Source organism: Streptomyces sp. CBMA29 (assembly GCF_014596445.1).
GTDB lineage: Bacteria > Actinomycetota > Actinomycetes > Streptomycetales > Streptomycetaceae > Actinacidiphila.
On record NZ_MECL01000076.1, the window covers coordinates 1 to 24407 of the forward strand.

The window sequence follows — 24407 nt, forward strand, 5'->3', positions numbered from 1 at the left end:
TCGAGCAGGGGCCGCCAGGTCACCACCGCGGCCAGGACGCACACGCCGACGGCCGCGCCCACCGCGCCGAGCGCGGTGCCGCGCGGCACGTCCCGGTGCACGACGTGGCCGAGTTCATGGGCGACCACCAGCTCCACCTCGCGCGGCTGCGCCGTGGTCAGCAGGGTGTCGTAGACGACGATGCGGCGGGTGCGGCCGAAGCCGGACACGTACGCGTTGAGCGCGGTCGTACGGCGCGAGGCGTCGGCGACCAGGACGTCCTCGACGGTGACGCCGTCGCGGGCGGCGAGCGCCAGCAGGGCGTCCCTGAGCGGGCCCGGCTCCATCGGCGTGAAGCGGTTGAACAGCGGCTCGAAGATCATGGGCGCCGCCCAGGACATCAGGACGGTCAGCGCGGCGGCGCCGAGCGCGGCCCACACCCACCAGTGGCCGGTGACCCCGGCGAGGGCGTAGACGGCGAAGAGCGCGCCGAAGGTCAGCGGCAGCGAGATCAGCAGGCCGCGCAGCACGTCCGCCCACCACCCGCCCCAGCCCTGCGTCACCAGCCCGAACCGGCGGCGCACCACGCGCCCGCGCGCCGCGAAGGGCAGCCCCAGCACCTCCGGCAGCAGCACCAGCGACACCGCCGCGCCCGCCACCCGCCCGCCCCACGTCCCCCCGCCGAACGCCGCGACCAGCCCCGCTCCCCCGGCCGTCAACCCCAGCCCCAGCATCAGCCCCAGCGCCGCCACCCGCCCGCCGAGCACGACCGGCCACACCCCCCGCCGCAAAGCCCGCGCCCGCCCGACCTCCTCCCCACTGAAGTCCCCTCCGTCCGAGCCCTCCCCCCCGGCAGACGCCCCCGCCGCCGAGGCCGAAGATCCGGCGTCCGCCGAGGGCGAAGATCCCGCGTCCGCCGAGAGTTCCGGGACCGCCGGAGGCGGGGTCTGCGGGGGTCGTCCAGGTCCAGCTCCCGCCGCGGGCGGTTCCTGGTGTTGCGGGCTCCCCGTATCGGAGTCACGGGTCATGTCAGCTCCTGGTGGAGATAGGTGCGCCAGCGGGCGGTGAAGGCGGGGAGGGTGGTGCCGAGGGTGGTGCGCAGGTGGGAGTCGACGGTGCCGCCGGAGGCAACGGCGCGGTAGAAGGCGACGAGCGCGTCGGGGGACCACTGGTCGGCGATCAGGCGGCATGCGAGCCAGCCGCCCTCGTAGGCGCGGGAGAGGGTGTCGGCGTCGGCGGAGTGGAAGTCGGCGTCGGCGGGCAGCGCGGCGGGGACGCGGTCCGCGGCGACGGCGGCGGCCAGTTCCGGGGCGAGCTCGCGGGCGGTACGGCCCGCCGTGCGGTACGCGGTCCAGTCGGCGACGCCCTCGGAGAGCCACAGCGGGGTGCGGGCGGTGGTCCACGCGCGGGTGGCGACATGCGTGGTCTCGTGGGTGAGCACGGTCTGCCGGCCGAAGGCGGAGAGCCCGCTGAACGCCTCGGGGTTGATGATCACCCGGTCGGAGCCGACCCGCGCGGTGCCGCCGCCCTCGCCCGTGGTGACGGCGGCGATGTTGCGGTAGTCGGCCGGGTCCGCGTCGGTCAGCGCGGCCATCTGGTCCAGCGTGCGCGGCACCTCGACCACCACCTTGCCCGACCACCCGGCGCCGCCCCAGGTCCGCCGGACCTCCGGCACCGCCCGGTCGACGTCCTCGGCGTAGCCGCGCAGCCCGGCGGCGTCGCCGAGCCCGAGCACCAGGCTGTCCGTGCCGCGCACCACCGTCACCCGGCCCTGGTCCCACAGCTGTACGGCGCCGCGGTGCCCGGACGCGGCGCCGTCGTCGTCCCCGGCCACGTACCAGCTCCCGCCCCGCCGGGACAGCGTCAGGTAGTCGGTCGCGGCGACCGGCGCCGCGTCGAATCCGCTGAGCCGGTACCGCAGTTGGACCTCGGCCGCGGCCCGGACCGTGCCGTCGGCGGCCGGCGGCAGGCCGAACGCGCCGGTCCGCACCAGCCGGTACGACCAGTCGGCCAGCGGCACGTCCGCGATGTCGGTGAACATCGCCTTCTGCCGGTCGAGGAAACCCGTCGCCCGCGGGTCGATCCCGGCGAGGAAGGCCGCCCGGTCGTGGTGCAGCACCGCGGCGGCCCGCCGGTCGAGCGCCTGCCGGATTCCGGCGTCGGTGGCGTCCGCCGTGGGCCGCCCGCCCGAGGCGGTCCCGCCGCACCCGGCGACGAGCGCCGCGAGCAGCGCCAGGGACAGGCCGAGCACCGCTGCCCGGACACGGGAAGCGGTCGGCGTACGTCGGAGGGGCGCCACGGCCATGGGCCCGATCGTACGGCTCCGAAGACGCTCCCTACGGCCGGGGCGCCGTGCCCCTACGGCCGGGTCACGGCCGTGATCGGCATCATGCCGACCGGGTCGTAGCGGACCCTGGCGCCGGGGTAGGGGGCGTGGACGACCTGGCCGCCGCCGACGTACATCGCGACATGGCTGGCGTCGCCGCGGTAGATCACCAGATCGCCGGGCCGCGCCTGGTCCAGCGACACCCGCTGCCCGGCGTTCATCTGCTCCTGCGAGGTGCGCGGCAGCGAGACCCCGGCCCGCGCGTACGCGTACTGCATCAGGCCGGAGCAGTCGAAGGAGTTGGGCCCGGTGGCGCCCCAGACGTAAGGGGCCCCGATCATCTGGCGGGCGGCGGCCACGGCCATCGCGCCGCGCCCCGAGGCGGCGGGCAGATTCGGGATGTCCGGCAGGTCGGCGGTCGTACGGTCCCGGGAGGCGCGCCCGGCGTCCATGCCGGGGCGGTATCCGGCGCGCTGGGCGGCGGGCATCGCGTTGAGCAGCCGCTGGGCGTCGGCGAGCGCCCGCTGCACCGACCGCTTGCGGTCCTGGAGCACCGCCCCGGCCTTGTCGAGTTCGGCGAGCTTGCCCGCCGCCTGGGAGCGCTGCTGGAGCAACAGCCGCTCGGCCTCCTGGAGTTGGCGCAGCCGCCCGGCCTGCTGGGCGCTGAGCCGGTCCAGGGTGGTGGCCCGGTCCAGGTACTGGTCGGGGTCCGAGGACATCATCAGGGCGAGCGAGGGGTCGATGCCGCCGCTGCGGTACTGCTCGGAGGCGAGCGAGCCCAGCTCCTGCCGCATGTCGTTGACCCGCTGCTGCCCCTCGGCGGCCCGGTCCTGGAGGGTGCTCAGGTCGGCGCGGAGCTGCTTGGCGTGCTCCTGCGCCGCGTTGTACTTCTCGGTGGCCTGCTCGGCCTGCTGGTAGAGCCGGTCGAGCCGGGACGCCGTGTCGGGCGCGCCCCCGCCGGGATCGGCCGAGGCGACCTGCGCCGCACCGCCGGACAGCGCCGCGGTGGCCGCGGCAGCCGCGGACAGCACGGTGACCCGGGTGGTGCGGGCGGCGAAGCCCGGCTGGGGGGAGCGTCGATGGGAAGCCACGGGAGCTGACAGTAGTCAGCGCGACGCGGAGAGTTCAAAGAAGGCGCGGCCTCCGCGTTGCCGCGCCGCGCCTCCCGCGCAGGTCACACGCCCGCGCCGACCGGCACCGGGCACGTGTTCATCACCCGAACGCCGTAGGAGTCCGAACGCCGTATGAACGCACCGGGGTCCGCGGGAGACTCCCGCGGACCCGTGGAACCGGTGAGGAACGACGCCGGAAGACGTCAGATGCGGACGCCGAACTGGAACGGCATGTTGCCGATCGACTCGTACCGCACCGAGGCGCCCGGCTTCGGCGCGTGCAGCACCATGCCGTTGCCCGCGTAGAGGCCGACGTGGTGGTAGTCGCCGTAGAAGATGACGAGGTCGCCGACGCCGAGCTGGGAGGTGGAGTAGATCCGGGTCCCGGCGTTCGCCTGGGCCTGCGAGGTGCGCGGTATCGAGACACCGGCCTGGTTGTACGCCCACGAGGTGAGGCCGGAGCAGTCGAAGGAGCTGGGGCCCGAGGCGCCGTACACGTACGGCAGGCCGACCCTGGACTGCGCGGCGGAGAAGGCGGCGGCGGCACGCTGCGAGGCGGGCTTCGCGTCGCCGAGGTCCACGCGGGTGGTGGAGCGGTTGGCGCGGGCGTCGGCGGCGGCGATGGACGCGCGCTGCGCGGCCGTCAGCGAGTTGAGGATCTGCTGGGCCTGGGCCAGCTTGTCCTTCGCCTCGGCCTTGCGCTTGGCCAGCTCGGTGCGGGTGGTCTGCAACTCGGTCAGCTTGGCGGTCGCCTCGGCGCGCTGCTGGTCCAGGGTCCGCTTGGCGTCCTGGAGTTGGTGCAGCGAGTCGGTCTGGATCGACGTGAGCTGGTTGAGCGTCGTCGCCTGGTCCAGGTAGTTGTCCGGGTTGGACGACAGGAAGAGCTGGAGCGACGGGTCGATGCCACCGCTGCGGTACTGGGACGCGGCGATGGCGCCGAGGCCGTCCCTGAGCTGGTTCAGGTGCTGCTGCTGCCTGGCGACCTGGTCCTGGAGAGTGCCCGCCTCCTTCTGGAGGGTGTGCAGCTTCTCGTTGGCCCCGTCGTACTTCTCTGAGGCCTGCTCAGCCTGCTCGTACAGCGCGTCCACCTTCGCCTTGGCGTCCTTGACGGTCGGCTTGGCGGGGGCGGCCTGGGCCGCCTGGGAGGTGAGGGCCACCGCGGCTGCGGCGGTGGCGGTCAGCACGGTCACGCGCGTGCGGCTTGCCGGCTTGGGACGACGGTGGGACGCCACGAAGGCGAGCTCCTTCTTCCTTCAGCCGCCTACCGGTTGACTGGCGGGCGGCCCCCGGCGCGCCATCCGGATTGGATGATCGACTGCGCGGAGGTTCGACGCCCGACCTTAGTGACCCATCTGTGATCGGTTCAAATCCTTGTTGGCAAAATCTCGACCGGTTCGCACATTCTTTACGACCTTCGTACGCGCAGTGAGGGTGGATCAACGCTCCGTCGACGATGGCGCGTTCGCGAACCGAATGCCCGAGCGAATAGTGAGGAGTTCGGCGGGGCGGCGGCCAGGAGCCGGGGGCGGCGGGGCGGTTCAGACGCGTGCGAGACGTTTCAGCAGCAGGACGGAGGCGACCGGGCGGGCGCCCGCCTTGGCGACGCCGTCGGCGACTTCACGGTCCGCGGAGACCACCACGATCTGCCGGCCGGGCGGTTCCGCCCGCACCAGCCGCCGGATCAACTCGTCAGCGGTCTCGCCGGCCTTGCTGAACAGCACCCGCACCCCGCGCGGCGGCGCGAGCAGCACGGGCATGTCCAGGTCGGCGCCGTCGAAGACACAGGTGACCTCGGCGCCGCTCTGCGCGGCCAGCGCCGCGAGCCCGCCGAGCAGCCGCAGCCGCTGTTTCTCCAACGGCATCGACGGATAGCCGGTCTTGGTGACGTTGTAGCCGTCGACGACGAGGTGCGCCTGCGGCAGCGCGAGCAACTGGTCGAGCAGCGCCGGGTCGGTCTCGGACAGCGCGCGGGTGGCGATGTCGCGCGGGCTGAAGGCTCCGGGGGCGACCGCGTCCACCGTGTCGGCGGGGCGTACGCCCAGGGTGTCGCGCGGCGGCAGGGCCAGTTCGCGGCGGAGCCCCGAGGCCGCGTCGAGGACGGTGTCCAGCAGCAGGCGCAGCCGTACGTCCTCGATGCTGCGGCCCTCACGGGCGGCGCGGCGGCCCGACTCGACCGCCGCCTCGGCCTCGGCGAGCCGGGTGCGCAGCCGCCGCGCCTCGCTCTCCGCGGCGGCCTTGTCCTGGGCGGCGGTGGCCCGCGCCTCGTCCAGTTCCGCCTGGATCTTGCGCTGGGCGGCCTCGGCGCGCTTGACGTCGCTGAGGGCGCTGCGCAGCTTGCGGTGCACCGAGTCGCCCTCCTTGCGGACGGCGTCCAGTTCGGCGCGGGCCCGTACGGCGTCCGAGCGGAGCTGCGTGTGCAGGCCCTGGACCTCCTCGCGGAGCTTGGCCAGTTCGCGCAGGGTCTCCTCGTCGGCCCGCTCGGCGTGCGCCCGTTGGGCCTCCTCGCCCGCGGTGGTGACAAGCTTGGCCCAGCCCGCGGGGCGGAGCAGATAGGCCGCGGCGGCCACGTCGAGCGGGTCCGCGGCGGGCGGCGGGGTGCCCGCGTCCAGTGCCCCGGTCAGCTCCGGCTGCGCCTCGCGCAGTTTGCCCGCGACCTTGTGCCGGAACGCCGGGTCGCCCTCCAGCGCGGTGGCCAGCGCGGTCGCCGCGTATTTCACACGTCTGGACGGGGTGAAACGGGCGTACGGCCGCAGCGAGACCGGCAGTTCGGCGAAGGTGAAGCCGCCGAAGGCGTCGGCGGCGACGGCGACGACGCGGTGGCGTACGCCTTCGGGCAGCGGCCGGTCGAGGGCGGGTTCGTGAACAGCGGCGACGTCGGCGGCCGTGTCATCGGGAGCGCCGGGAGTGTCGGGGCCGGGGGCAGTGTTGCCGTCGGCAGAGCCGTCGGAAGTGCCGCCGCCGTCACGGCCGGGCGGTGCTTCGGCGCCCGGTACGTCGTCGGCCCGCGGTGTGTCGGGGTCCGGCGCCGCGGCCCCGGACGCGTCGGCGCCCGGCCCATCGGCGGCGTCCGTCCCGGACCCGCCCGCCTCGGCCCGCGGAAAGCCGCCGATACCGTCCACCAGTCACTCCCGTCCGGTTGCACGGCGCCTCCCCGGCCCCCTTCGATCCCTCCGGCCGCCGCCTCTTGCATCCATTGTCCCCGTAAGGAGGCTCAATCCCGCGCCGAACCGGTCTCCGCGTCCGCGCCGGAGTCCGTTTCCTCAGGCGTGGACGAGGCCGCGCCCGGCCGGTCGACCAGCTCGATCTGGTCCGCGGCGTTGCACCAGCGGCACCGCACGGACTCGACCGTCTCGGTCAGCACGTCCGTCTCCTCGATCCGCGGCTCGCCGCCGAGGTCGAGATGGACGTACTCCACGAGCCGCGTGGAGCGGGTCACGTCGAACCGGGTCAGATTGCCGCACTGCGTGCAGCGCCACCGGGTGGTGGCGGTGGGCATGGGCACCGGCATCGGTCCTGCACCTCTTCCTCGGTCGGGCGATCGGTCGGACGATCGGGCGTATCAGTGCTGACGGGCGTACATCGGGGTCACCTTACGGCCTCCGACCCGCGACGCGCTGCGGCGAGGCGGCCTATGTCCGTTACGACCGCTGCGTCATCATCGGTCCATGGTCATCCCGGTGTACGACAAGAACCCGGTCCGCCGCACGCCGGTCGTGACGTATGCGCTGATCGCCCTGTGCACCGTGGTCTTTCTCCTCGGACCGCTGTCCGGCTTCAACGCCTCCTACGGCACGGGCGACAAGCTCCAGTGCGCGCAGGGCCTCTACTTCGCGCACTGGGGTGTCATCCCCAGTGAGCTGTTCCACGGCCAGCTCCCGATGGACCGGCTCGACCTGCCCGCGGGCTGCGCGGCCCCGCACGCGTACGCGAAGTCGCCGCTGCTTTCGGTGCTCACGGCGATGTTCCTGCACGGGAGCTGGCTGCACCTGATCGGCAACATGCTCTTCCTCTACGTCTTCGGCGACAACGTCGAGAACCGGATGGGCCGGGTGCGTTTCGCGCTCTTCTACCTGGTCGCGGGCTATCTGGCGACGTACGGTTTCGCGCTCGCCAACCCCGAGTCGACGCAGAGCCTGGTCGGCGCGTCCGGGGCGATCTCCGGGGCGCTCGGCGCGTATCTCTACCTGTATCCCAAGGCCCGGGTGACGAGCCTGTTCCCCTTCCTCTTCTTCATCCCGCTGCGCTTCCCCGCGTGGATGGTGCTCGGTTTCTGGTTCGTCCTCCAGTGGCTCGCCGCCCAGACCGGCAACAACGGCCCGGGGGTGGCGTATCTCGCCCATGTCGTCGGCTTCGCCTTCGGCTTCCTGTGCGCCTGGGTGTGCTACCGGCCGCGTCGTAAGCTGAGCGTCGTAGTCGGGTCGACCCAAGGAGACATCCAGCCGTGATCACCGCGATCGTGCTCATCAAGACTTCCGTCGACCGGATTCCGGAGATCGCCGAGGCCATCGCCGCGCTGGACAACGTCAGCGAGGTCTACTCCGTGACCGGCACGTACGACCTCGTCGCGCTGGTCCGCGTCGCCCGCCACGACGACCTGGCCGACATCATTCCGGGCCGGATCTCCAAGATCCCCGGCGTGGAGGCCACCGACACCCATGTCGCCTTCCGTACGTACTCGCAGCACGACCTGGAGGCCGCGTTCGCGATCGGCCTCGACGCCTGAGCGCCGGTCCCCCTGCGCGATCAGACCCGCGCCGCGTCCAGCAGCGGGCCCAACTCCCGTGCGGCGGTGGTGAGCGCGCGGGCGTCGCGCTCGGCTCTGGCGATCAGGATCGCGCCCTCCAGGGTGCTGATCATGAGGGTCGCCAACGGTACGGACCGGTCCTCGGGGACGCGCATGCCGGTCAGCGCCGCGGCGACCGGCGCGGTCCAGGCCGCGAAGGCGGCGGCGGTCGCCATCCGGGTGGACTCGGTGGCCCGCGCGCAGTCCACCGCGGCGGCGGCCACCGGGCATCCGGCGTCGAAGCCGTCGGCCGCGTACTCGTCCGTCCACTGGCCGACCATCGCGGCGAACAGCCCGCCCGGGGTCGGCTCGGGCAGCGCGGCCAGGAAACGGGCGACGCGCCTGGCGGCGTAGTTCCCCGCCCAGGTGACCGCCTCGTTGACGAGCTGTTCCTTGCCGTCGGGGAAGTAGTGCTGGAGCGAGCCGCGCGGGGCGCCCGCGTGGACGGCGACCTCGCGCATGCCGGTCGCGCCGACGCCCTCGCGCCGGATGAGCTGGGCCGCGCTGAAGACCATCCGCTCGCGCGGTCCGCGTTCGGACCCGGCCATCGTCGACACCTCCACGGAGCTACTGCGTTCTGACCCGTGCCACCGGGATCACCTCGGCCACCTCGGCCACCTCGGCCACCTCGGCCATCCGGGCCACCTTATAGACGGCGGTCATACCGTCCGGGGTGTACGACGCGCGGACCGGTTCCAGGCGGCGGCCGAGCGCGGCGAGCAGCCCCCGCCTGCCGTGCGGGACGTTCACCGTCACGTGCTCGACGCCCCTGGCCCCCGCGCGGGCCAGCAGCAGGCCGGCCATTGCGCTGCCGATGCCCCGGCGCTGCCAGGCGTCCACGACCAGCACGCCCAGCTCGCCGCCGGTTCCCGGCCCGGCGCCGTCGTCCGCCGCCGCCGCCGCCGCGAAACCCGCGATTCCCACCAGGCGGTCCCGGCCGCCGCGGTACGCGACCACGGCGTCGTGCGCCGCGGGCGGTCCTGCCAGCAGGGAGGCCAGGTGGTCACGGGGGAATGCGCGGGCGCCGCCGAGGAAGCGCAGCCGGACCGTCTCCGGCGAGCAGGCCGCGAAGAGGCCGGCCACCGCGTCCGCGTCGGCGGGCCTGAGCAGGTCGATCCCGTCGGCGACGGCGGACGTCCGCCGCTCCGCACCCTCTATGACCACTGCCTCTATGGCCGCTGCCCCTATGACCACTGTCATAACGACCAGTATTATGACGGCTGTCATAAACGGCAAGAGAGGCGGCGGTGCGTCGTGGACATCGGTTTCCTGGGGCTCGGGGTCATGGGCCGGCCCATGGCGCTCAATCTCGTCCGCGCCGGGACCCCGCTGGTGGTGTGGAACCGTAGCGCGCCGGCCGCCGAGGCCCTGCGGGCGGCGGGCGCCGAAACCGCCGACAGCCCCGCCGACCTCTTCCGCCGGGCCGGAACCGTCTTCGTCATGCTCGCCGACGGCGCCGCCATCGACTCCTGCCTCGGCCGCGGCACCCCCGCCTTCGCGGCGAACGTCGCGGGGCGCACCCTGGTGCACATGGGCACGACCTCGCCCGCGTACTCCCTCGGCCTCGAAGCCGAGGTCCGCGCGGCGGGCGGCCGCTACGTCGAGGCCCCGGTCTCCGGCTCCCGCGCCCCTGCCGAGGCGGGCCGCCTGGTGGCGATGCTCGCGGGCGAGGACACCGCCGTCTCAGCGGTACGGCCGCTGCTGGCGCCGATGTGCCACGAGACCTTCGCCTGCGGGCCCGTGCCCGGCGCCCTGCTCATGAAGCTGTCGGTCAACCTCTTCCTGATCACCGTGGTCACCGGGCTCACCGAGGCGTTCCACTTCGCCGAGCGGCACGGCGTCGACGCCCGTCAGTTCCTCGCCGTGCTCGACGCGGGGCCGATGGCCAGCGGCGTCTCCCGTATGAAGGCCCCCAAGCTGCTCGCCCGCGACTTCACCGTCCAGGCCGCCGCCGCCGACGTCCTCATGAACAACCGCCTCATCGCGGAGGCCGCCCGCGCCTCCGCCACCGCCACTCCCCTGCTCGACACCTGCCTCGCCCTGTTCACCGACACCGCCGGCGCCGACCCGGCCGCGGACATGATCGCCGTCCTCAAGACCATCGAGTCCCGCACCCGAGCCGTCACCACGAGCCCGTCCGGGGAATGAGCGACCCGCCCCCTACCCCCGGTCGGGCACGCAACGGCCGTCCTCCGTGCGGTAGTTCCACTGGGCGCCGTCGCGCACGAGGGCTCGGACGGCGCGGACGAAGCGGTCGACGTGCTCCTCGGGCGTGCCCGCCCCGAAGCTCACGCGGATGGCGTTCAGGACGCGCTCACCGGGCGCGGCCTCGGGAGCGCCGCACTCGCCGGGGTCGTCGCCCTCGGCGCCGAGCAGCGTCCGCACCAGCGGGTGGGCGCAGAAGAGACCGTCACGGACCCCGATCCCGTACTCGGCGGAGAGCGCGGCGGCGAAGTGCGAGCTGTTCCAGCCCTGGACGACGAAGGAGAGCACGCCGACCCGGGGCGCGTCCTCGCCGAACAGGGAGAGCACCCGCACCTCGGGCACGGAGGCGAGCCCTTCCCGCAGTCGGGCGAGCAACCGCTGTTCGCGCGCGACCAGTTGGCCGAACCCGGCCTCGGTCAGCGCCTTGCACGCGGCGGCGATGGCGTAGACGCCGATGACGTTCGGCGACCCGGCCTCGTGCCGCGCCGCGGTGGTGTGCCACTCGACGTCCACACCGCCGTCCGCACGCCGCGCGACCTTGCGGCTGGCGCCGCCGCCCGCGAGGTACGGCTCGGCCTCGCGCAGCCAGTCGGCGCGGCCCGCGAGGACACCGGAACCGAAGGGCGCGTACAGCTTGTGGCCGGAGAAGGCGACCCAGTCGACGTCGAGCGCGGCGATGTCCACCGGGTGGTGCGGGGCCAGTTGGGCGGCGTCCAGGACGATACGGGCGCCGTGCCGGTGCGCGGCGGCGGCCAGCTCCCGTACCGGCCACAGCTCACCGGTGACGTTGGAGGCGCCGGTGACGCAGACCAGCTTGGGCCCCTTGGGGGCGCCGTGCAGGGCCACGTCGAGCGCGGCGACGGCCTGCTCGGGCGTACGCGGCGCGCCCAGGACGGTGACCCGTACGTCGTCCCGCGTCTGCCACGGCAGCAGCGAGGCGTGGTGCTCGGTCTCGAAGACGAAGACGTGGGTGCCCGCCGGGATGACGGCGGCGAGCAGATTGAGCGAGTCGGTCGTCGAACGGGTGAAGATCACCTGGTCCTCGGCCCGACAGCCGAGGAATTCCGCGACCGTGGCCCGGCTCTGCTCGAACAGGTCGGTGGAGAGCTGCGAGAGGTAGCCGGCGCCGCGGTGCACGCTGCCGTAGTAGGGGGCGTAGGCGGCCACGTCGTCCCACACCCGCTGGAGCGCGGGGGCGCTGGCGGCGTAGTCGAGCGCGGCGTACGTCACTTCGCCGCCCGTCACGAGCGGCACGAGGACGTCCCGGCCCAGAACGGGCAGCGGGGTACAAATCTCACGGTCGGCGGCAGCGATGGACACAGTCATGGCGGTCTCCCGGATTACGGCAGGCGAAATCACCGCACGCCCGAAGCCGAAAAGAAATGGCTCGCGGTACTGGCGCGCGGGATGGAAACGTCGAACGAAAGGCGGAACGGCGGAACCGGGCCGACAGGCCCTATCGCATTCGCTTGCTCATGAAAGAACTCCCCAAGTCCGGCTTGCCGTGAGCCTCGCTGCTCACGGCCTGGTCATCACCCGGGGCACCCCGCCTCGGACGGAGGGTTGCCGGACAGCGAGCCGGGGCCTTGACGCTGTCACTCGTGACCTGAACAGCATTCTGCCACAAGGCGCCGAACGCACAAGACGCCGTCCAGAAATTGGACAGCGCCTTGTGCTCGGCCCCCGGGGGACCTATCCGAATTCCGCCACAGTGGCGATTACGCGTTGCTCGCCGCCACCCAGCGCTCCAGCGTCGCCGCCGCCGCGCCCGAGTCGATCGACTCGGCCGCCGTCACCAGACCGGCCGCGATCTGCTCCTCCAACGGCCCGCTGCCGGGCCGCAGGGCCACCAGCGCCGCCGCCGAGTTGAGCAGCACGGCGTCCCGTACGGGCCCGGTCTCGCCCGCGAGCAGCCGCCGGGCGACGTCCGCGTTGTGGGCCGCGTCGGCGCCGCGCAGCGCCTCCACGGGCACCAGCGGCAGGCCGACGTCCCGCGGGTCGAAGGCGGTCTGCTCCACCTTGCCGTCGCGCACCACCCACACCTGGGAGGTGGCGGTGGTGGTCAGCTCGTCCAGGCCGTCGTCACCGCGGAACACCAGTGCGGACGAGCCGCGTTCGGCCAGCACGCCAGCCATGATCGGCGCCATCCGCGGGTCCGCGACCCCGGTGGCCTGCGCCCGTACCCGGGCCGGGTTGGTCAGCGGGCCGAGGAAGTTGAAGACGGTCGCCACCCCCAACTGGCTCCGGGCGGTGCCCGCGTGGCGCAGCGCGGGGTGGAACTTGATCGCGAAGCAGAAGGTGATGCCCGCCTCCTCCGCGACCTCCACGACCCGCTGCGGCGTCAGTTGCAGATTGACGCCGAGCTCTCCCAGGACGTCGGAGGCGCCGCTGGCCGAGGACGCGGCGCGGTTGCCGTGCTTGACGACCTTCGCGCCGGTGCCCGCGACCACGATCGCCGACATGGTGGAGATGTTGACCGTCTTCGCCCGGTCGCCGCCGGTGCCGACGATGTCCACGGTCGCGCCGGGCACCTCGATGGTGTTCGCGTGCGCGTACATCGACCGCACCATGCCGGAGACCTCTTCGACGGTCTCCCCCTTCGCCCGCAGCGCGACGACGAATCCGGCGATCTGTACGTCGCTCGCCTCGCCGCGCATGATCGCGTCCATCGCCCACGCGGTGTCGTCCCCACCCAGATTCCGCCCTGCCAGCAGCGTGGTCAGCACGTCCGGCCAGGACCGCGTCGCCGGACTCTCGCCGCCTGCCGGGGTCACAACGCTCATGGTCCACGCTCCTGGTGGTGGGATGGGGAACTGCGCGCTCAGCCTATCCGCGCCACAGGGCCTGACGGCCCGGTGCCCGCACTGCGGACACCGCCGGGCCCGTACGCCGAAGGGCCGGGCCCGGACGTCCCCCCTGCGGGGAAACATCCGGGCCCGGCCCGTATGCGGCTCAGCTCAGCGGCGGCGGCTCAGTGGTGGCCGTGCCCGCTGGTGATCTCCTCGTACTCCTCGGCCGTGGGCTTCGGAATCTGGCTGTGCTCGCCGTAGAAGCCGCGGGAGAGCTTGGCCCGTGCCTTCTCAATCGGGTTGAGCTTGCGCTCCACACCGTTCTCGTCCTCCTCGGGGCCCGCGTCGATCGGCTCCGGCTGGACGTGCGCGGTGAGGATGTGCCGCTGCTCCTGCGAGATCGGCTCGTGCACCTCGACGTACTCACCGTGCGGCAGCCGCTTGATGATGCCGGTCTCCCGACCGTGCAGCACCTTGTCGCGGTCACGCCGCTGGAGACCCAGGCAGATCCGCTTGGTGACCATGAAGGCCAGGACCGGCGCGACGAAGAAGCCGACACGGACGAACCAGGTGATCCAGTTGAGCGACAGGTGGAAGTGCGTGGCCCACAGGTCGTTGCCGCCGCCGACCAGCAGCACGAAGTACTCGGTCAGCCAGGCCACACCGAAGCCGGTGCGCACCGGGCGGTTGCGCGGCCGGTCCAGCAGGTGGTGTTCGCGCTTGTCCCCGGTGACCCACGCCTCGATGAACGGGTAGACGGCGATGGCCGCCAGTACCACCGGGAAGATCATCAGCGGGATGAACACGCCCAGCACGAGCGTGTGCCCCCAGGCGTTGATCTCCCAGCCCGGCATCACACGGATCAGGCCCTCGGAGAAGCCCATGTACCAGTCCGGCTGGGCGCCGGTGGACACTTGGTCCGGCCGGTACGGTCCCATCGACCAGATCGGGTTGATCGACACGGTCGCGGCGATGGCCGAGATCACGCCGAAGACCAGGAAGAAGAAGCCGCCCGCCTTCGCGGTGTAGATCGGCAGCAGCGGCATGCCGACGACGTTCTTCTCGGTCTTGCCCGCACCCGGGAACTGCGTGTGCTTGTGGTAGAAGACCAGGATCAGGTGGGCGGTCAGCAGACCGGCCATCAGCCCCGGCAGCAACAGGATGTGGATCGAGTAGAACCGGCTGACGATGTCGTGCCCGGGGAACTCCCCGCCGAACAGGAAGAACGACAGGTACGAGCCGACCACCGGGGTGGCGAGCACCGCGCCGTCGGCGAACCGGATGCCGGTGCCGGACAGCAGGTCGTCCGGGAGCGAGTAACCGGTGAAGCCGGTGAACATGCCGAGGAACAGCAGCGTCCAGCCGAACAGCCAGTTGATCTCACGCGGCTTGCGGAAACCGCCGGTGAAGAACACGCGCATCATGTGCACGATCATCGCCGCGATGAAGATCAGCGCGGCCCAGTGGTGGATCTGCCGGATCAGCAGACCGCCGCGCACCTCGAAGCTGATGTGCAGGGTGGAGGCGTACGCCTCGGACATCCGCACGCCCTGGAGCGGCGCGTACGGGCCGTGGTAGACGACCTCGTTCATGCTGGGGTGGAAGAACAGCGTCAGATACACACCCGTGAGGATGAGGATGACGAAGCTGTAGAGGCAGATCTCGCCCAGCATGAAGGACCAGTGGTCCGGGAAGATCTTCCGCATGTTGGCCTTGGCCAACTTGTAGATACCGAGCCGGGGGTCAGTCCACTCGGCGGCCCGCTGGCCGACCGGCTTTTTGCCCCGACGGGTCGAGCTTTCCGTCGTAGTACTCATCCGCGCTCCCAGAATGCCGGACCGACGGGCTCATCGAAGTCGCCGAGAGCGACGAGATTGCCCTCACCATTGACGCTGATCCGAAGCTGCGGCAGCCGGTGCCCCGCCGGGCCGAAGATCACCCGCGCGCCGTCCGACAGGTCGAACGTCGACTGGTGGCACGGGCAGAGCACGTGGTGCGTCTGCTGCTCGTAGAGGCTGATCGGGCAGCCCACGTGTGTGCAGATCTTGGAGTAGGCCACGATTCCCTCGTGGGCCCAGTCACGCTCGCGCTTGTCCTTGATGTCGTCCGGCTTGATCCGGACGATCATCAGAGCCGCCTTGGCGATCTGCTCCTGGAAGTCCTCCTGGGACTCCTCAAGACCCTCGGGCATCGCGAAGGTGAGCGAGCCCACCACGATGTCCTCGGGGCGCAGCGGCTTGTTCGTGTTCTGGTTGATCAGCACCTTGCCCTTGGCCCACAGGGTGTGCCGGAGCTTGTCCTCCGGCAGCGGGCCGAGGTCGCGCAGGATCACGACACCGGCCAGCGGGACCAGGGTCAGGGCGCCGAACATCGTGTTGCGGATCAGCTTGCGCCGTCCGAACCCGCTCTCGCGGGCGCCCTGCGCCCACTGCTGCTCGATGTTCTCGCGCAGTTCCTCGTCCGCGCCCGCCGCGTGGCGTTCGTCGGCGAACTCCTCGTCGGACATCAGGGTGCGGGCCCAGTGGACCGCGCCCGCGCCGATGCCCAGCAGCGCCACGGCGAGCGTGAGGCCGAGGGAGAAGTTCAGCGCGCTCACGTTGCCGAACGGGAAGATGAAGACGATCTTGTCGACCGGGAAGATCACGAAGCAGGCGATGAACGCGACGGTGCCGAGCATCGACAGGCCGAACAGTCCCGCAACGACGCGCTCGGAGTGCTTCTCGGCCCGCTCGTCGATGTCCTGACGGCGGTACTCGTGGGGGGGATGGCCGGGGTTGGCGAACGGGTCGTCGGGGACGGCTGGTTCGCTCCCGTGAGCGCCGTGCTCACTTGGCAGGTTCTCTGGGTTCTCTGACACGTCTTTGTGCGATCCAGTCTCGTCGCTCATGACTTCTTGGCCTTGGTCGTCCGGGCGGCGATCCAGGTGGTGCAGACGAGCAGGAGGCCGAGGCCGAAGACCCAGGCGACCAGACCCTCGGACACCGGACCGATGCTGCCCAGCGAGAGACCGCCGGGGTTCTTCGTCTCGCTGCTGTTGACCTCGTGGAGGTACGCGATGATGTCCGCCTTCGTGTCCTGCGGCATCGTGCTGTCCGGGAAGGACGGCATGCTCTGCGGACCCGTCAGCATGGCCTCGTAGATGTGCTTGGGCGAGGAGCCCTGGATCGTCGGCGCGTACTTGCCGTTGGTCAGCGCGCCGCCCTTGCCGACGAAGTTGTGGCACTGGGCGCAGTTGGTGCGGAACAGCTCCCCGCCCTTGCCGGCGTCCGCGCCCGCGGGGTTGTACTGGTCCTTGCTCGGCACGGCGGGGCCGGGGCCGAGGGACGCGATGTACGCGGCGAGCTGGTCGATCTCGGCCTGGTCGTAGATGACCTTCTTCTTCGGGATCTGCGCGCCGGGCTGCTGCGCGGGCATCCGGCCGGTCCCGACCTGGAAGTCGACGGCGGCGGAGCCGGCGCCGACCAGGCTCGGCCCGTCGGAGCTGCCCTGGCCCGACGTGCCGTGGCAGCTTGCGCAGCCGACGGAGTACAGCTTCTTGCCCTCGGTGATCGCGAGGGACTGGGCCGCGTCGTCGGCCTGCGCCTTCGGCGCCGGCGCGAGCGCGGCGTACAGCCCCCCGGTGACCGCGAGCGCGAAGAGTAGGACGACAAGCGCCGCCAGCGGGTGGCGCCGTCGTGCGGAGAGCTTTTTCACGGATTACCCCGGTGTCAGGATCTCTTGCGTCGATGCTTCTGGAATGTGTGTGCGGTGTGCGACCGGCTACTTGATCAGGTAGATCGTGGCGAAGAGGCCGATCCACACGACATCGACGAAGTGCCAGTAGTAGGACACGACGATGGCTGCGGTGGCCTGCTGGTGGGTGAACCGCTTGGCCGCGTACGTCCGCCCGAGTACCAGCAGGAACGCGATCAGTCCGCCCGTCACGTGCAACCCGTGGAACCCGGTCGTCAGGTAGAACACCGAGCCGTAGGGGTCCGAGCTGAGCGAGATGCCGTCCTTCTTGACCAGTTCGGTGTACTCGAAGATCTGCCCGCCGACGAAGATCGCGCCCATGATGAAGGTCACGATGAACCAGGAGCGGAGCTTCTTCACGTCGCCGCGCTCGGCGGCGAAGACGCCCATCTGGCAGGTGAAGGAGGAGAGCACCAGGATCGTCGTGTTCGTCGCCGAGAACGGGACGTTCAACGCATGGGCGTGTTCCTTCCAGAAGTCGGCACCCGTGACCGACCGAAGGGTGAAGTACATCGCGAAGAGGGCCGCGAAGAACATCAGCTCGGAACTCAGCCAGATGATGGTTCCGACGCTGGTGAGGTTCGGCCGGTTGACCGACGGGTGCGCGTGCCCGGTATCTACTGCTGTTGCTGTCGCCACGTCCGACATTATGTCGGTCGCTTATCTGGCGCTGACTCCGGGGGGTGCCATTCGGTGTGTCAAGGCCCGCAGGAGACCCGCGTGGCCTAGCGCCACCGTCCCCCGAAGGAGGGATGACGGTGCGTCGGACAACCGGGGCGCCGATCTTCGCGGGGCGCGAACCCTCCTCGCGAAGGCGCTGGCGGGAGTAGCATCCGACGCACTTGAGAACGCCTTCACGAGGAGGAACCACGATGCAGGCGACCGCCACGGTGCTGGTCTACAGCGACGACGCGAACACCCGGGAGCAGGTCCGGCTCGCCGTCGGCCGCAGGCCCGCCGCCGACCTGCCGCCGGTGGAGTACGTGGAGTGCGCGACGATGCCCGCGGTGCTCACCGAGTTGGAGCGCGGCGGCATCGACGTCTGTGTCTTCGACGGTGAGACCTCCCCCGCCGGCGGCATGGGGGTGTGCCGTCAGGCGAAGGACGAGATCTTCCGCTGCCCGCCGGTGCTGGTGCTGATCGGCCGTCCCCAGGACGCCTGGCTGGCGACCTGGAGCCGGGCCGACGCGGCGGTTGCCCACCCCGTCGACCCGGTCGCCCTCAGCGAGTCCCTGGCGGGGCTGCTGCGGGCCAGGCTGGCGCCGAAGACCACGGCGGTGGCGACGACGGCGCACTGAGCGCCGCGGCGGCCGGTCAGAGCGCCTGGGGGCGCAGCCGGGCCGGGCTGGAGCTGTTGGCGGTCGTGGCGGTGTTCTGCGTCGCCGCGGACTGACCCGCGGCGCCGAGGGCACTGCCCTTCTTCCACTGCGCCCAGCTCAGATTCCAGTCGCCGAAGCCGTTGTCGAACGGCGTCATCGTGTCGCCGAGGCTGTGGGTGACCTCCACGATGTCGCCCTGCCGCACGTTGTCGAAGAACCAGTGGGCGTTGTCCATGCTCATGCCGGTGCAGCCGTGGCTGACGTTGGCGTACCCCTGCGAGCCCTCGGACCACGGCGCGGCGTGCACGTATTCACCGCTCCATGTCACCCGGGTGGCCCAGTAGACCGGCAGGTCGTAGGAGTCGGAGCTGCCCGCCGCTATGCCGATGCTCTCGCTCTGCATCCGGACGAACTGCTCCTTGCCGAGCACCACCTTGACGCCGTTGCGGGTGGAGAAGCCGGGCTTGCCGGTGGTGACGGGGAGCGTACGGACCACCTTCCCGTTCCGCTTGAACGTCATCTGGTGGGTGCCCGCGTCGGTGAGCGCCTCGACCCGGTCGCCGGTGTGCAGCTCCAGGGACTTGTCGGCGCCGCCGTAGAGGCCGTCCTGGACGCGCACGCCGTTCAGGGTGCTGGTCACGTCGATCTTGGCGTCGGCGGGCCAGTACGTGCTCGGCCGGTAGTGCAGGGTGCGGTCGTCGACCCAGTACCAGGAGCCGGGGGCGACCTGGGGGGCCGAGCTGACCTTGAGGTTGCCCTCGACCGCGGCGCGGGCCGCCGGGTCCTTGACCGGGACGCTCAGCTCGGCGGTGATCGGCTGTCCGACGCCGTACGTACCCGCGTCGGGGCCGAAGGCGACGTGCAGTCCGGCGTCCGCGGGCGTGGTGTCGAAACCGAGCGTCTTACGGCCGGGGCGGCCGTCGGAGTCCTCGGTGCTCACCCGGACCGTGTAGTGCGCGCCTGCGGCCAGCGCGCCGGTGGAGTGCCAGCTCAGGCCGTCGGAGCCGAGTTCGCCGCGTACGTAGCGCCCTGCGGCGTCCGTAGCGGTCACGTCGGTTATCCGGCTCCCGTCCTTCTTGATGGTCACCTGGAGTGGTTTGGACGGGTCGGCCTTGCCTCCGGCCGCGGAGCCGAACGCGACCTTGGCGGCGGCGTCGTGCGGCGTGGCGGCGAGCGGATTGCCGCCTCCGCCACAAGCGGTGAGCCCCACCGCGAGGGGCGCCACCAGCAGGGAGCAGCGCAGCGCGTTACGGCGTAGAGAATTGTGGCTCATGCACTCAAGTTAGGAACAACCGGGTGATCCCGCTCGGTGGACGCGTGCAAAAGGGGCGGGCCCTGACACCTACCAGGTGTCAGGGCCCGCCCGTACTTCTGTTCCAGGGGTGACGTGCGCCTACTGGGTGCGGTTCTCACCGCGGTAGTACTCGAACACCCAGCCGTACACGCCGATCAGGATCACCGGCAGCGAGACGAACAGCAGCCACCAGCCGAAAATGATGCCCATGAACGCCAGCGCGCCGCCGGTGGCCAGCGCGAGCGGCTGCCAACTGTGCGGGCTGAAGAAGCCCAGCTCGCCGGCGTCGTCCGCGACCTCCGCGTCCTCCCGGTCCTGCGCGCCGGTGTCGGCCCTGCGCGCGGTGAACGCGAGGTAGAAGCCGATCATCGTGCTCAGCGCGAAGGCGAGGAAGAGCGCCGTGGTGCCCGCGGGCTCCTTGGACCACAGGCCGTACACGATGGCCGAGGCCAGGATGAAGACGGCCAGGCCGAGGAACATCTTGCCTTGGACCCTCACTGGCCGGCCTCCTTGCGCTCGCTGTGCAGGTCGCCGCTGACGCCCGAGAGCGCGGGGTCGGGACCCCGGTTGGACAGTGCGTCGATCGCCGAGATCTCCGGGTGGTGCAGGTCGAACGCCGGGGACTCGGAGCGGATGCGCGGCAGCGTGGTGAAGTTGTGCCGCGGCGGCGGGCACGAGGTCGCCCACTCCAGCGAACGGCCGTAGCCCCACGGGTCGTCGACTTCGACCTTCTTGCCGTACTTGGCGGTCTTCCACACGTTGTAGAGGAACGGCAGGATCGACAGGCCGAGCAGGAACGAGCTGATGGTGGAGATGGTGTTCAGCGTGGTGAACCCGTCCGCCGCCAGGTAGTCCGCGTACCGGCGAGGCATGCCCTCGGCGCCCAGCCAGTGCTGGACGAGGAAGGTGCCGTGGAAGCCGAAGAACAGCGTCCAGAAGGTGATCTTGCCGAGCCGCTCGTCCAGCATCTTGCCGGTCATCTTGGGCCACCAGAAGTGGAAGCCCGCGAACATCGCGAACACGACGGTGCCGAACACGACGTAGTGGAAGTGCGCGACCACGAAGTACGAGTCCGAGACGTGGAAGTCCAGCGGCGGCGCCGCCAGGATGACACCGGTCAGACCACCGAAGGCGAAGGTGATCAGGAAGCCGATGGACCACAGCATCGGGGTCTCGAAACTCAGTGACCCCTTCCACATCGTGCCGATCCAGTTGAAGAACTTCACACCGGTCGGCACCGCGATCAGGAAGGTCATGAACGAGAAGAACGGCAGCAGCACCCCGCCGGTGACGTACATGTGGTGCGCCCACACGGTCACGGACAGACCGGCGATGGAGATCGTCGCGGCCACCAGGCCGATGTAGCCGAACATCGGCTTGCGGCTGAAGACCGGGATGACCTCGGAGATGATGCCGAAGAAGGGCAACGCGATGATGTACACCTCTGGATGGCCGAAGAACCAGAAGAGGTGTTGCCAGAGCAACGCGCCGCCGTTGGCGGCGTCGAACACATGCGCCCCGAATTTCCGGTCGGCCTCCAGGGCGAGCAGCGCGGCGGCGAGCACCGGGAAGGCCAGCAGGACGAGGACACCGGTCAGCAGCACGTTCCAGCAGAAGATCGGCATGCGGAACATCGTCATACCGGGTGCGCGCATGCAGATGATCGTGGTGATGAAGTTGACCGCGCCGAGGATGGTGCCGAAGCCGGAGAGCGCCAGACCCATGATCCACATGTCGGCGCCGATGCCCGGCGAGCGGACCGCGTCCGACAGCGGCGAGTACGCGAACCAGCCGAAGTCGGCCGCGCCCTGCGGGGTCACGAAGCCGCCGACCGCGATGAGCGAGCCGAACAGGTAGAGCCAGTAGGCGAACATGTTCAGCCGCGGGAACGCGACGTCGGGGGCGCCGATCTGGAGCGGCATGATCCAGTTGGCGAAGCCCGCGAAGAGCGGGGTCGCGAACATCAGCAGCATCACGGTGCCGTGCATCGTGAACGCCTGGTTGAACTGCTCGTTCGACAGGTACTGGTTGCCCGGCCGGGCCAGCTCCGCGCGCATCAGCAGCGCGAGCACGCCGCCGATGAGGAAGAAGGCGAACGACGTGATGAGGTACATCGAGCCGATCGTCTTGTGGTCCGTGGTGCTCATCCACGTGACGATGACCGAGCCGGGCTTGCGCCGACGCGCCGGGATCTCGTCCGCGTAGGAGTCGTCCGCCGCGGCGGCGCCCTGCGGTTCGTTCAGAATGCTCATGTGGTCTTGGGCTCCGAGTTCTTCGCGTTGCCCGTGGTGGCGATGCCCGCCGGGATGTACCCGGTCTGGCCCTTCGCCGCCAGGTCCTTGAGGTGCTGCTTGTACTCCTCGGGCGAAACGACCTTCACGTTGAAGAGCATCCGGGAGTGGTCCACACCGCAAAGCTCGGCGCACTTGCCAAGGAAGGTGCCCTCCTTGCTCGGAGTCACCTCGAAGACGTTGGTGTGGCCGGGGATGACGTCCATCTTCATCAGGAACGGAACGATCCAGAAGGAGTGGATGACATCACGCGAGGTGAGGACGAACCGCACGCTCTCTCCCTTGGGGAGCCAGAGCGTCGGACCGGGGTTGCCGGTGTCCGGGTTCCTGCTGGCCGGCGTGCCCACGTCGTAGACGCCCTCGGCGCCGGGGGGCAGCAGCAGCTTGTTCGCGGGGATCTCGGACAGTTCCTTCGGCACGCCCGTGGGGGTCGCCGGGTTGCCGTCCACGTCCTCGACGTAGTTGAAGCCCCAGCTCCATTGGAAGCCGACCACGTTGATCACGTGCTGCGGCTTCTTGGAGGTGTCCAGGATCTTCGACTCGTCACGGGCGGTGAAGTAGAACAGCACCGCGATGACGATGATCGGGACGATCGTGTACAGGGCCTCAAGGGGCATGTTGTAGCGCGTCTGCGCGGGGACCTCGACCTTGGTCCTGCTGCGCCGGTGGAAGATCACGCTCCACAGGATCAGGCCCCAGACGAGGCAGCCGGTCACCAGCGCGGCGGCCCAGGAGCCCTGCCAGAGCGCGAGGATCCGGGGTGCCTGTTCCGTGGCGGGACTGGGCATGCCGAGGCGGGGATAGTCCTTGTACGAGCAACCGGTGGCGGTCGCAAGGACCAGGCCCGCGGCCAGCGCCCGCGGCAGCCATCGCCGCACCGGGCGCCGCGACGAGGGGGTACCTCCCACGCCGTTCTGGCCGTGGGGGAGGTCGGAGCCGTTGGGACTCACGTAGCGCCTTCCCGAGAGTCTCGCCCGAGCGTCCGGGTGCCCGGCCGCCTGCTGGTCGGTCGGTCCGTGCACGGGCAATTAGGTGTGGATGTTTATGCGGACCAAACCCTACTGGACGCTATTTGAGGTCACGCGGGGAGGGGGTACAACGCGCCGGGGCACACCCCGAAGGAATGGAATCCCGCGCTCCGGGGGCCTTCTGACAGTGCGCCCGGCCGGTCGGCACGGGCGGGTTGTAGCGTGCGGAGGTGTCCTATTTCGATACGGCTTCGGCCGCTCCGCTGCACCCTGTCGCCCGGCAGGCGCTGCTCGCCGCCCTCGACGAGGGGTGGGCCGACCCCGCGCGGCTGTACCGCGAGGGGCGCCGGGCGCGGCTGCTGCTGGACGCGGCCCGCGAGGCCGCGGCGGACGCGGTCGGCTGCCGCCCCGACGAACTGGTCTTCACTCCTTCGGGGACACGCGCGGTGCACACGGGTGTGTCCGGCGCCATGGCGGGCCGCCGTCGGACGGGCCGTCAGGTGGTGGTCTCCGCCGTCGAGCACTCGTCGGTGCTGCACGCGGCGGAGGCGTACGAACGGGTGACGGTGGGCGTCGACCGGTCGGGGCGGGTGGCCGCCGCGGACTTCGCGGCGGCGCTGCGCGCGGACACCGCGCTGGCCTGCCTCCAGTCCGCCAACCACGAGGTGGGTACGGTGCAGCCGGTCGCGGAGGCGGCGGCGCTGTGCCGGGCGGCCGGGGTGCCGCTGCTGGTGGACGCGGCGCAGTCGCTGGGCTGGGGGCGGGTGGAGGGCGAGTGGTCGCTGCTGACGGCGAGCGCGCACAAGTGGGGCGGGCCGTCCGGGGTCGGGCTGCTCGTGGTCCGCAAGGGCACCCGCTTCGCGCCTCAGGGGCCCGCGGACGAACGGGAGTCGGGGCGCGCGCCCGGTTTCGAGAACCTGCCCGCGATCGTCGCCGCCGCCGCGTCGCTGCGGGCGGTGCGCGAGGAGGCGGCCCGGGAGGCCGTCCGGCTCTCGGCGTTGGTGGACCGGATCAGGTCGCGTGTGCCGCGGGTCGTACCGGATGTGGAGGTGGTCGGCCACGGCACGCTGCGGCTGCCGCACCTGGTCACCTTCTCCTGCCTGTACGTCGACGGCGAGGCGCTGTTGACCGGTCTCGACCGGGCCGGTTTCTCGGTGTCGTCCGGATCGTCGTGCACATCGAGCACGTTGACGCCCAGCCATGTGCTCAAGGCGATGGGTGTGCTGTCCGAGGGGAACGTACGGGTGTCGCTGCCGCCGGGGACGGCCGCTGAGGAGGTCGAGCGGTTCCTGACGGTGCTGCCCGAGGTGGTCGCCGAGGTCCGCTCGGCGCTGGGCGCGCGGCCGTCGGCGGACGTGCGGGGCGGCTCGGGCGCCCTGGTCGTGGACTCGCTCGGCAAGCTCTGCCCGATCCCGGTCATCGACCTCGCGCGGGTGATCGACGACGTGCCGGTCGGCGGCCTCGTCACCGTCCTGTCCGACGACGAGGCCGCCCGGCTCGACATCCCCGCGTGGTGCGAGATGCGGGGCCACGACTATCTGGGTGAGCGCCCGGCCGAGCGCGGCACCGCGTACACCGTGCGGCGCAGGGCCTGACGGGCGCTCGTCCG

The 24407-nt window shown here is 71.2% G+C and carries 23 protein-coding genes and 1 riboswitch; of the genes, 5 read left to right on the forward strand and 18 right to left on the reverse strand.

The window, feature by feature from the left end; genetic code table 11:
• The 6 genes from BGM09_RS11730 to BGM09_RS11755 form a co-directional block, all read right to left on the reverse strand.
• On the reverse strand, nt 1–746 hold a 746-nt coding region (locus tag BGM09_RS11730), incomplete at its 3' end, for a M48 family metalloprotease (RefSeq protein WP_317452659.1).
• A gap of 257 nt (nt 747–1003) precedes the next feature.
• On the reverse strand, nt 1004–2284 hold the full coding sequence (locus BGM09_RS11735) for a peptidase MA family metallohydrolase (protein ID WP_223186685.1): 1281 nt from the start codon (nt 2282–2284) through the stop codon (nt 1004–1006).
• A 53-nt stretch (nt 2285–2337) separates the two neighbouring features.
• Complete coding sequence (locus BGM09_RS11740; protein WP_188281456.1) at nt 2338–3396, reverse strand: NlpC/P60 family protein; 1059 nt, start codon at nt 3394–3396, stop codon at nt 2338–2340.
• Between the two features lie 224 nt (nt 3397–3620).
• Complete coding sequence (locus BGM09_RS11745; protein ID WP_188281457.1) at nt 3621–4649, reverse strand: NlpC/P60 family protein; 1029 nt, start codon at nt 4647–4649, stop codon at nt 3621–3623.
• A gap of 306 nt (nt 4650–4955) precedes the next feature.
• The gene (locus BGM09_RS11750) at nt 4956–6254 is read right to left on the reverse strand and encodes an NYN domain-containing protein (RefSeq protein WP_188281482.1); all 1299 of its coding nucleotides are present in this window, start codon (nt 6252–6254) and stop codon (nt 4956–4958) included.
• Nucleotides 6255–6628: 374 nt separating this feature from the next.
• Nucleotides 6629–6925: a hypothetical protein gene (locus tag BGM09_RS11755; RefSeq protein ID WP_188281458.1), complete on the reverse strand. Its 297-nt coding sequence runs from the start codon at nt 6923–6925 to the stop codon at nt 6629–6631.
• Nucleotides 6926–7082: 157 nt separating this feature from the next.
• Between BGM09_RS11755 and BGM09_RS11760 the strand changes: the two genes are divergently transcribed.
• Together BGM09_RS11760 and BGM09_RS11765 are read left to right on the forward strand one after the other, a co-directional pair.
• Complete coding sequence (locus BGM09_RS11760) at nt 7083–7862, forward strand: rhomboid family intramembrane serine protease (RefSeq protein WP_188281459.1); 780 nt, start codon at nt 7083–7085, stop codon at nt 7860–7862.
• Complete coding sequence (locus BGM09_RS11765) at nt 7859–8140, forward strand: Lrp/AsnC ligand binding domain-containing protein (RefSeq protein WP_188281460.1); 282 nt, start codon at nt 7859–7861, stop codon at nt 8138–8140. Before BGM09_RS11760 ends, BGM09_RS11765 begins: the two co-directional genes overlap by 4 nt.
• Before the next feature lie 20 nt (nt 8141–8160).
• Here the strand turns inward: BGM09_RS11765 and BGM09_RS11770 are convergent, their stop codons facing one another.
• Both BGM09_RS11770 and BGM09_RS11775 read right to left on the reverse strand, forming a co-directional pair.
• The gene (locus tag BGM09_RS11770; RefSeq protein ID WP_188281461.1) at nt 8161–8748 is read right to left on the reverse strand and encodes a TetR/AcrR family transcriptional regulator; all 588 of its coding nucleotides are present in this window, start codon (nt 8746–8748) and stop codon (nt 8161–8163) included.
• A gap of 19 nt (nt 8749–8767) precedes the next feature.
• Nucleotides 8768–9400, reverse strand: coding sequence for a GNAT family N-acetyltransferase (locus BGM09_RS11775; RefSeq protein WP_188281462.1), 633 nt, complete (start codon nt 9398–9400; stop codon nt 8768–8770).
• 54 nt (nt 9401–9454) lie between these two features.
• On the opposite strand from BGM09_RS11775, the gene BGM09_RS11780 reads away from it, so the two are divergent.
• Nucleotides 9455–10348, forward strand: coding sequence for an NAD(P)-dependent oxidoreductase (locus BGM09_RS11780; protein ID WP_188281463.1), 894 nt, complete (start codon nt 9455–9457; stop codon nt 10346–10348).
• Between the two features lie 12 nt (nt 10349–10360).
• Here BGM09_RS11780 and BGM09_RS11785 read toward each other — a convergent pair whose 3' ends face one another.
• The 6 genes from BGM09_RS11785 to BGM09_RS11810 form a co-directional block, all read right to left on the reverse strand.
• Nucleotides 10361–11731, reverse strand: coding sequence for an aminotransferase class V-fold PLP-dependent enzyme (locus BGM09_RS11785; RefSeq protein WP_188281464.1), 1371 nt, complete (start codon nt 11729–11731; stop codon nt 10361–10363).
• A 164-nt stretch (nt 11732–11895) separates the two neighbouring features.
• Nucleotides 11896–12012: riboswitch (SAM riboswitch) on the reverse strand.
• Between the two features lie 111 nt (nt 12013–12123).
• Entirely contained in the window at nt 12124–13188 is a 1065-nt protein-coding gene (gene trpD, locus BGM09_RS11790) for an anthranilate phosphoribosyltransferase (RefSeq protein WP_188281465.1), read from the reverse strand.
• Between the two features lie 188 nt (nt 13189–13376).
• On the reverse strand, nt 13377–15011 hold the full coding sequence (locus BGM09_RS11795) for a cytochrome b (protein WP_188281466.1): 1635 nt from the start codon (nt 15009–15011) through the stop codon (nt 13377–13379).
• Nucleotides 15008–16081 carry a ubiquinol-cytochrome c reductase iron-sulfur subunit gene (locus BGM09_RS11800; protein ID WP_188281467.1) on the reverse strand — a complete coding sequence of 358 codons (1074 nt, stop codon included), beginning with the start codon at nt 16079–16081 and terminating at the stop codon, nt 15008–15010. Before BGM09_RS11800 ends, BGM09_RS11795 begins: the two co-directional genes overlap by 4 nt.
• Nucleotides 16078–16887: a c-type cytochrome gene (locus tag BGM09_RS11805; protein WP_188281468.1), complete on the reverse strand. Its 810-nt coding sequence runs from the start codon at nt 16885–16887 to the stop codon at nt 16078–16080. Before BGM09_RS11805 ends, BGM09_RS11800 begins: the two co-directional genes overlap by 4 nt.
• Nucleotides 16888–16953: 66 nt before the next feature.
• The gene (locus BGM09_RS11810; protein WP_188281469.1) at nt 16954–17574 is read right to left on the reverse strand and encodes a heme-copper oxidase subunit III; all 621 of its coding nucleotides are present in this window, start codon (nt 17572–17574) and stop codon (nt 16954–16956) included.
• Nucleotides 17575–17798: 224 nt separating this feature from the next.
• Here BGM09_RS11810 and BGM09_RS11815 point away from each other — a divergent pair, with 224 nt between their 5' ends.
• Nucleotides 17799–18224 carry a hypothetical protein gene (locus BGM09_RS11815; RefSeq protein ID WP_188281470.1) on the forward strand — a complete coding sequence of 142 codons (426 nt, stop codon included), beginning with the start codon at nt 17799–17801 and terminating at the stop codon, nt 18222–18224.
• Nucleotides 18225–18240: 16 nt separating this feature from the next.
• Here BGM09_RS11815 and BGM09_RS11820 read toward each other — a convergent pair whose 3' ends face one another.
• The 4 genes from BGM09_RS11820 to coxB form a co-directional block, all read right to left on the reverse strand.
• Complete coding sequence (locus BGM09_RS11820; RefSeq protein ID WP_188281471.1) at nt 18241–19518, reverse strand: Ig-like domain-containing protein; 1278 nt, start codon at nt 19516–19518, stop codon at nt 18241–18243.
• Between the two features lie 120 nt (nt 19519–19638).
• Nucleotides 19639–20037: a cytochrome c oxidase subunit 4 gene (locus tag BGM09_RS11825; protein WP_188281472.1), complete on the reverse strand. Its 399-nt coding sequence runs from the start codon at nt 20035–20037 to the stop codon at nt 19639–19641.
• Nucleotides 20034–21791 carry a cytochrome c oxidase subunit I gene (ctaD, locus tag BGM09_RS11830; RefSeq protein WP_188281473.1) on the reverse strand — a complete coding sequence of 586 codons (1758 nt, stop codon included), beginning with the start codon at nt 21789–21791 and terminating at the stop codon, nt 20034–20036. The genes BGM09_RS11825 and ctaD overlap by 4 nt, the downstream gene beginning before the upstream one ends.
• Entirely contained in the window at nt 21788–22780 is a 993-nt protein-coding gene (coxB, locus tag BGM09_RS11835; RefSeq protein WP_188281474.1) for a cytochrome c oxidase subunit II, read from the reverse strand. The genes ctaD and coxB overlap by 4 nt, the downstream gene beginning before the upstream one ends.
• Nucleotides 22781–23028: 248 nt before the next feature.
• Here coxB and BGM09_RS11840 point away from each other — a divergent pair, with 248 nt between their 5' ends.
• Nucleotides 23029–24393, forward strand: coding sequence for a cysteine desulfurase/sulfurtransferase TusA family protein (locus BGM09_RS11840; RefSeq protein ID WP_188281475.1), 1365 nt, complete (start codon nt 23029–23031; stop codon nt 24391–24393).
• Nucleotides 24394–24407: the final 14 nt, after the last annotated feature.

Bases quoted from the DNA above. Each gene is read 5' to 3' on its own strand.
- BGM09_RS11735 (WP_223186685.1), bottom strand. From the start codon at position 2,284: ATGGCCGTGGCGCCCCTCCGACGTACGCCGACCGCTTCCCGTGTCCGG.
- BGM09_RS11755 (WP_188281458.1), bottom strand. From the start codon at position 6,925: ATGCCGGTGCCCATGCCCACCGCCACCACCCGGTGGCGCTGCACGCAG.
- BGM09_RS11760 (WP_188281459.1), top strand. From the start codon at position 7,083: ATGGTCATCCCGGTGTACGACAAGAACCCGGTCCGCCGCACGCCGGTC.
- BGM09_RS11770 (WP_188281461.1), bottom strand. From the start codon at position 8,748: ATGGCCGGGTCCGAACGCGGACCGCGCGAGCGGATGGTCTTCAGCGCG.
- BGM09_RS11775 (WP_188281462.1), bottom strand. From the start codon at position 9,400: ATGACAGTGGTCATAGGGGCAGCGGCCATAGAGGCAGTGGTCATAGAG.
- BGM09_RS11785 (WP_188281464.1), bottom strand. From the start codon at position 11,731: ATGACTGTGTCCATCGCTGCCGCCGACCGTGAGATTTGTACCCCGCTG.
- trpD (WP_188281465.1), bottom strand. From the start codon at position 13,188: ATGAGCGTTGTGACCCCGGCAGGCGGCGAGAGTCCGGCGACGCGGTCC.
- BGM09_RS11795 (WP_188281466.1), bottom strand. From the start codon at position 15,011: ATGAGTACTACGACGGAAAGCTCGACCCGTCGGGGCAAAAAGCCGGTC.
- BGM09_RS11800 (WP_188281467.1), bottom strand. From the start codon at position 16,081: ATGAGCGACGAGACTGGATCGCACAAAGACGTGTCAGAGAACCCAGAG.
- BGM09_RS11810 (WP_188281469.1), bottom strand. From the start codon at position 17,574: ATGTCGGACGTGGCGACAGCAACAGCAGTAGATACCGGGCACGCGCAC.
- BGM09_RS11815 (WP_188281470.1), top strand. From the start codon at position 17,799: ATGCAGGCGACCGCCACGGTGCTGGTCTACAGCGACGACGCGAACACC.
- BGM09_RS11820 (WP_188281471.1), bottom strand. From the start codon at position 19,518: ATGAGCCACAATTCTCTACGCCGTAACGCGCTGCGCTGCTCCCTGCTG.
- ctaD (WP_188281473.1), bottom strand. From the start codon at position 21,791: ATGAGCATTCTGAACGAACCGCAGGGCGCCGCCGCGGCGGACGACTCC.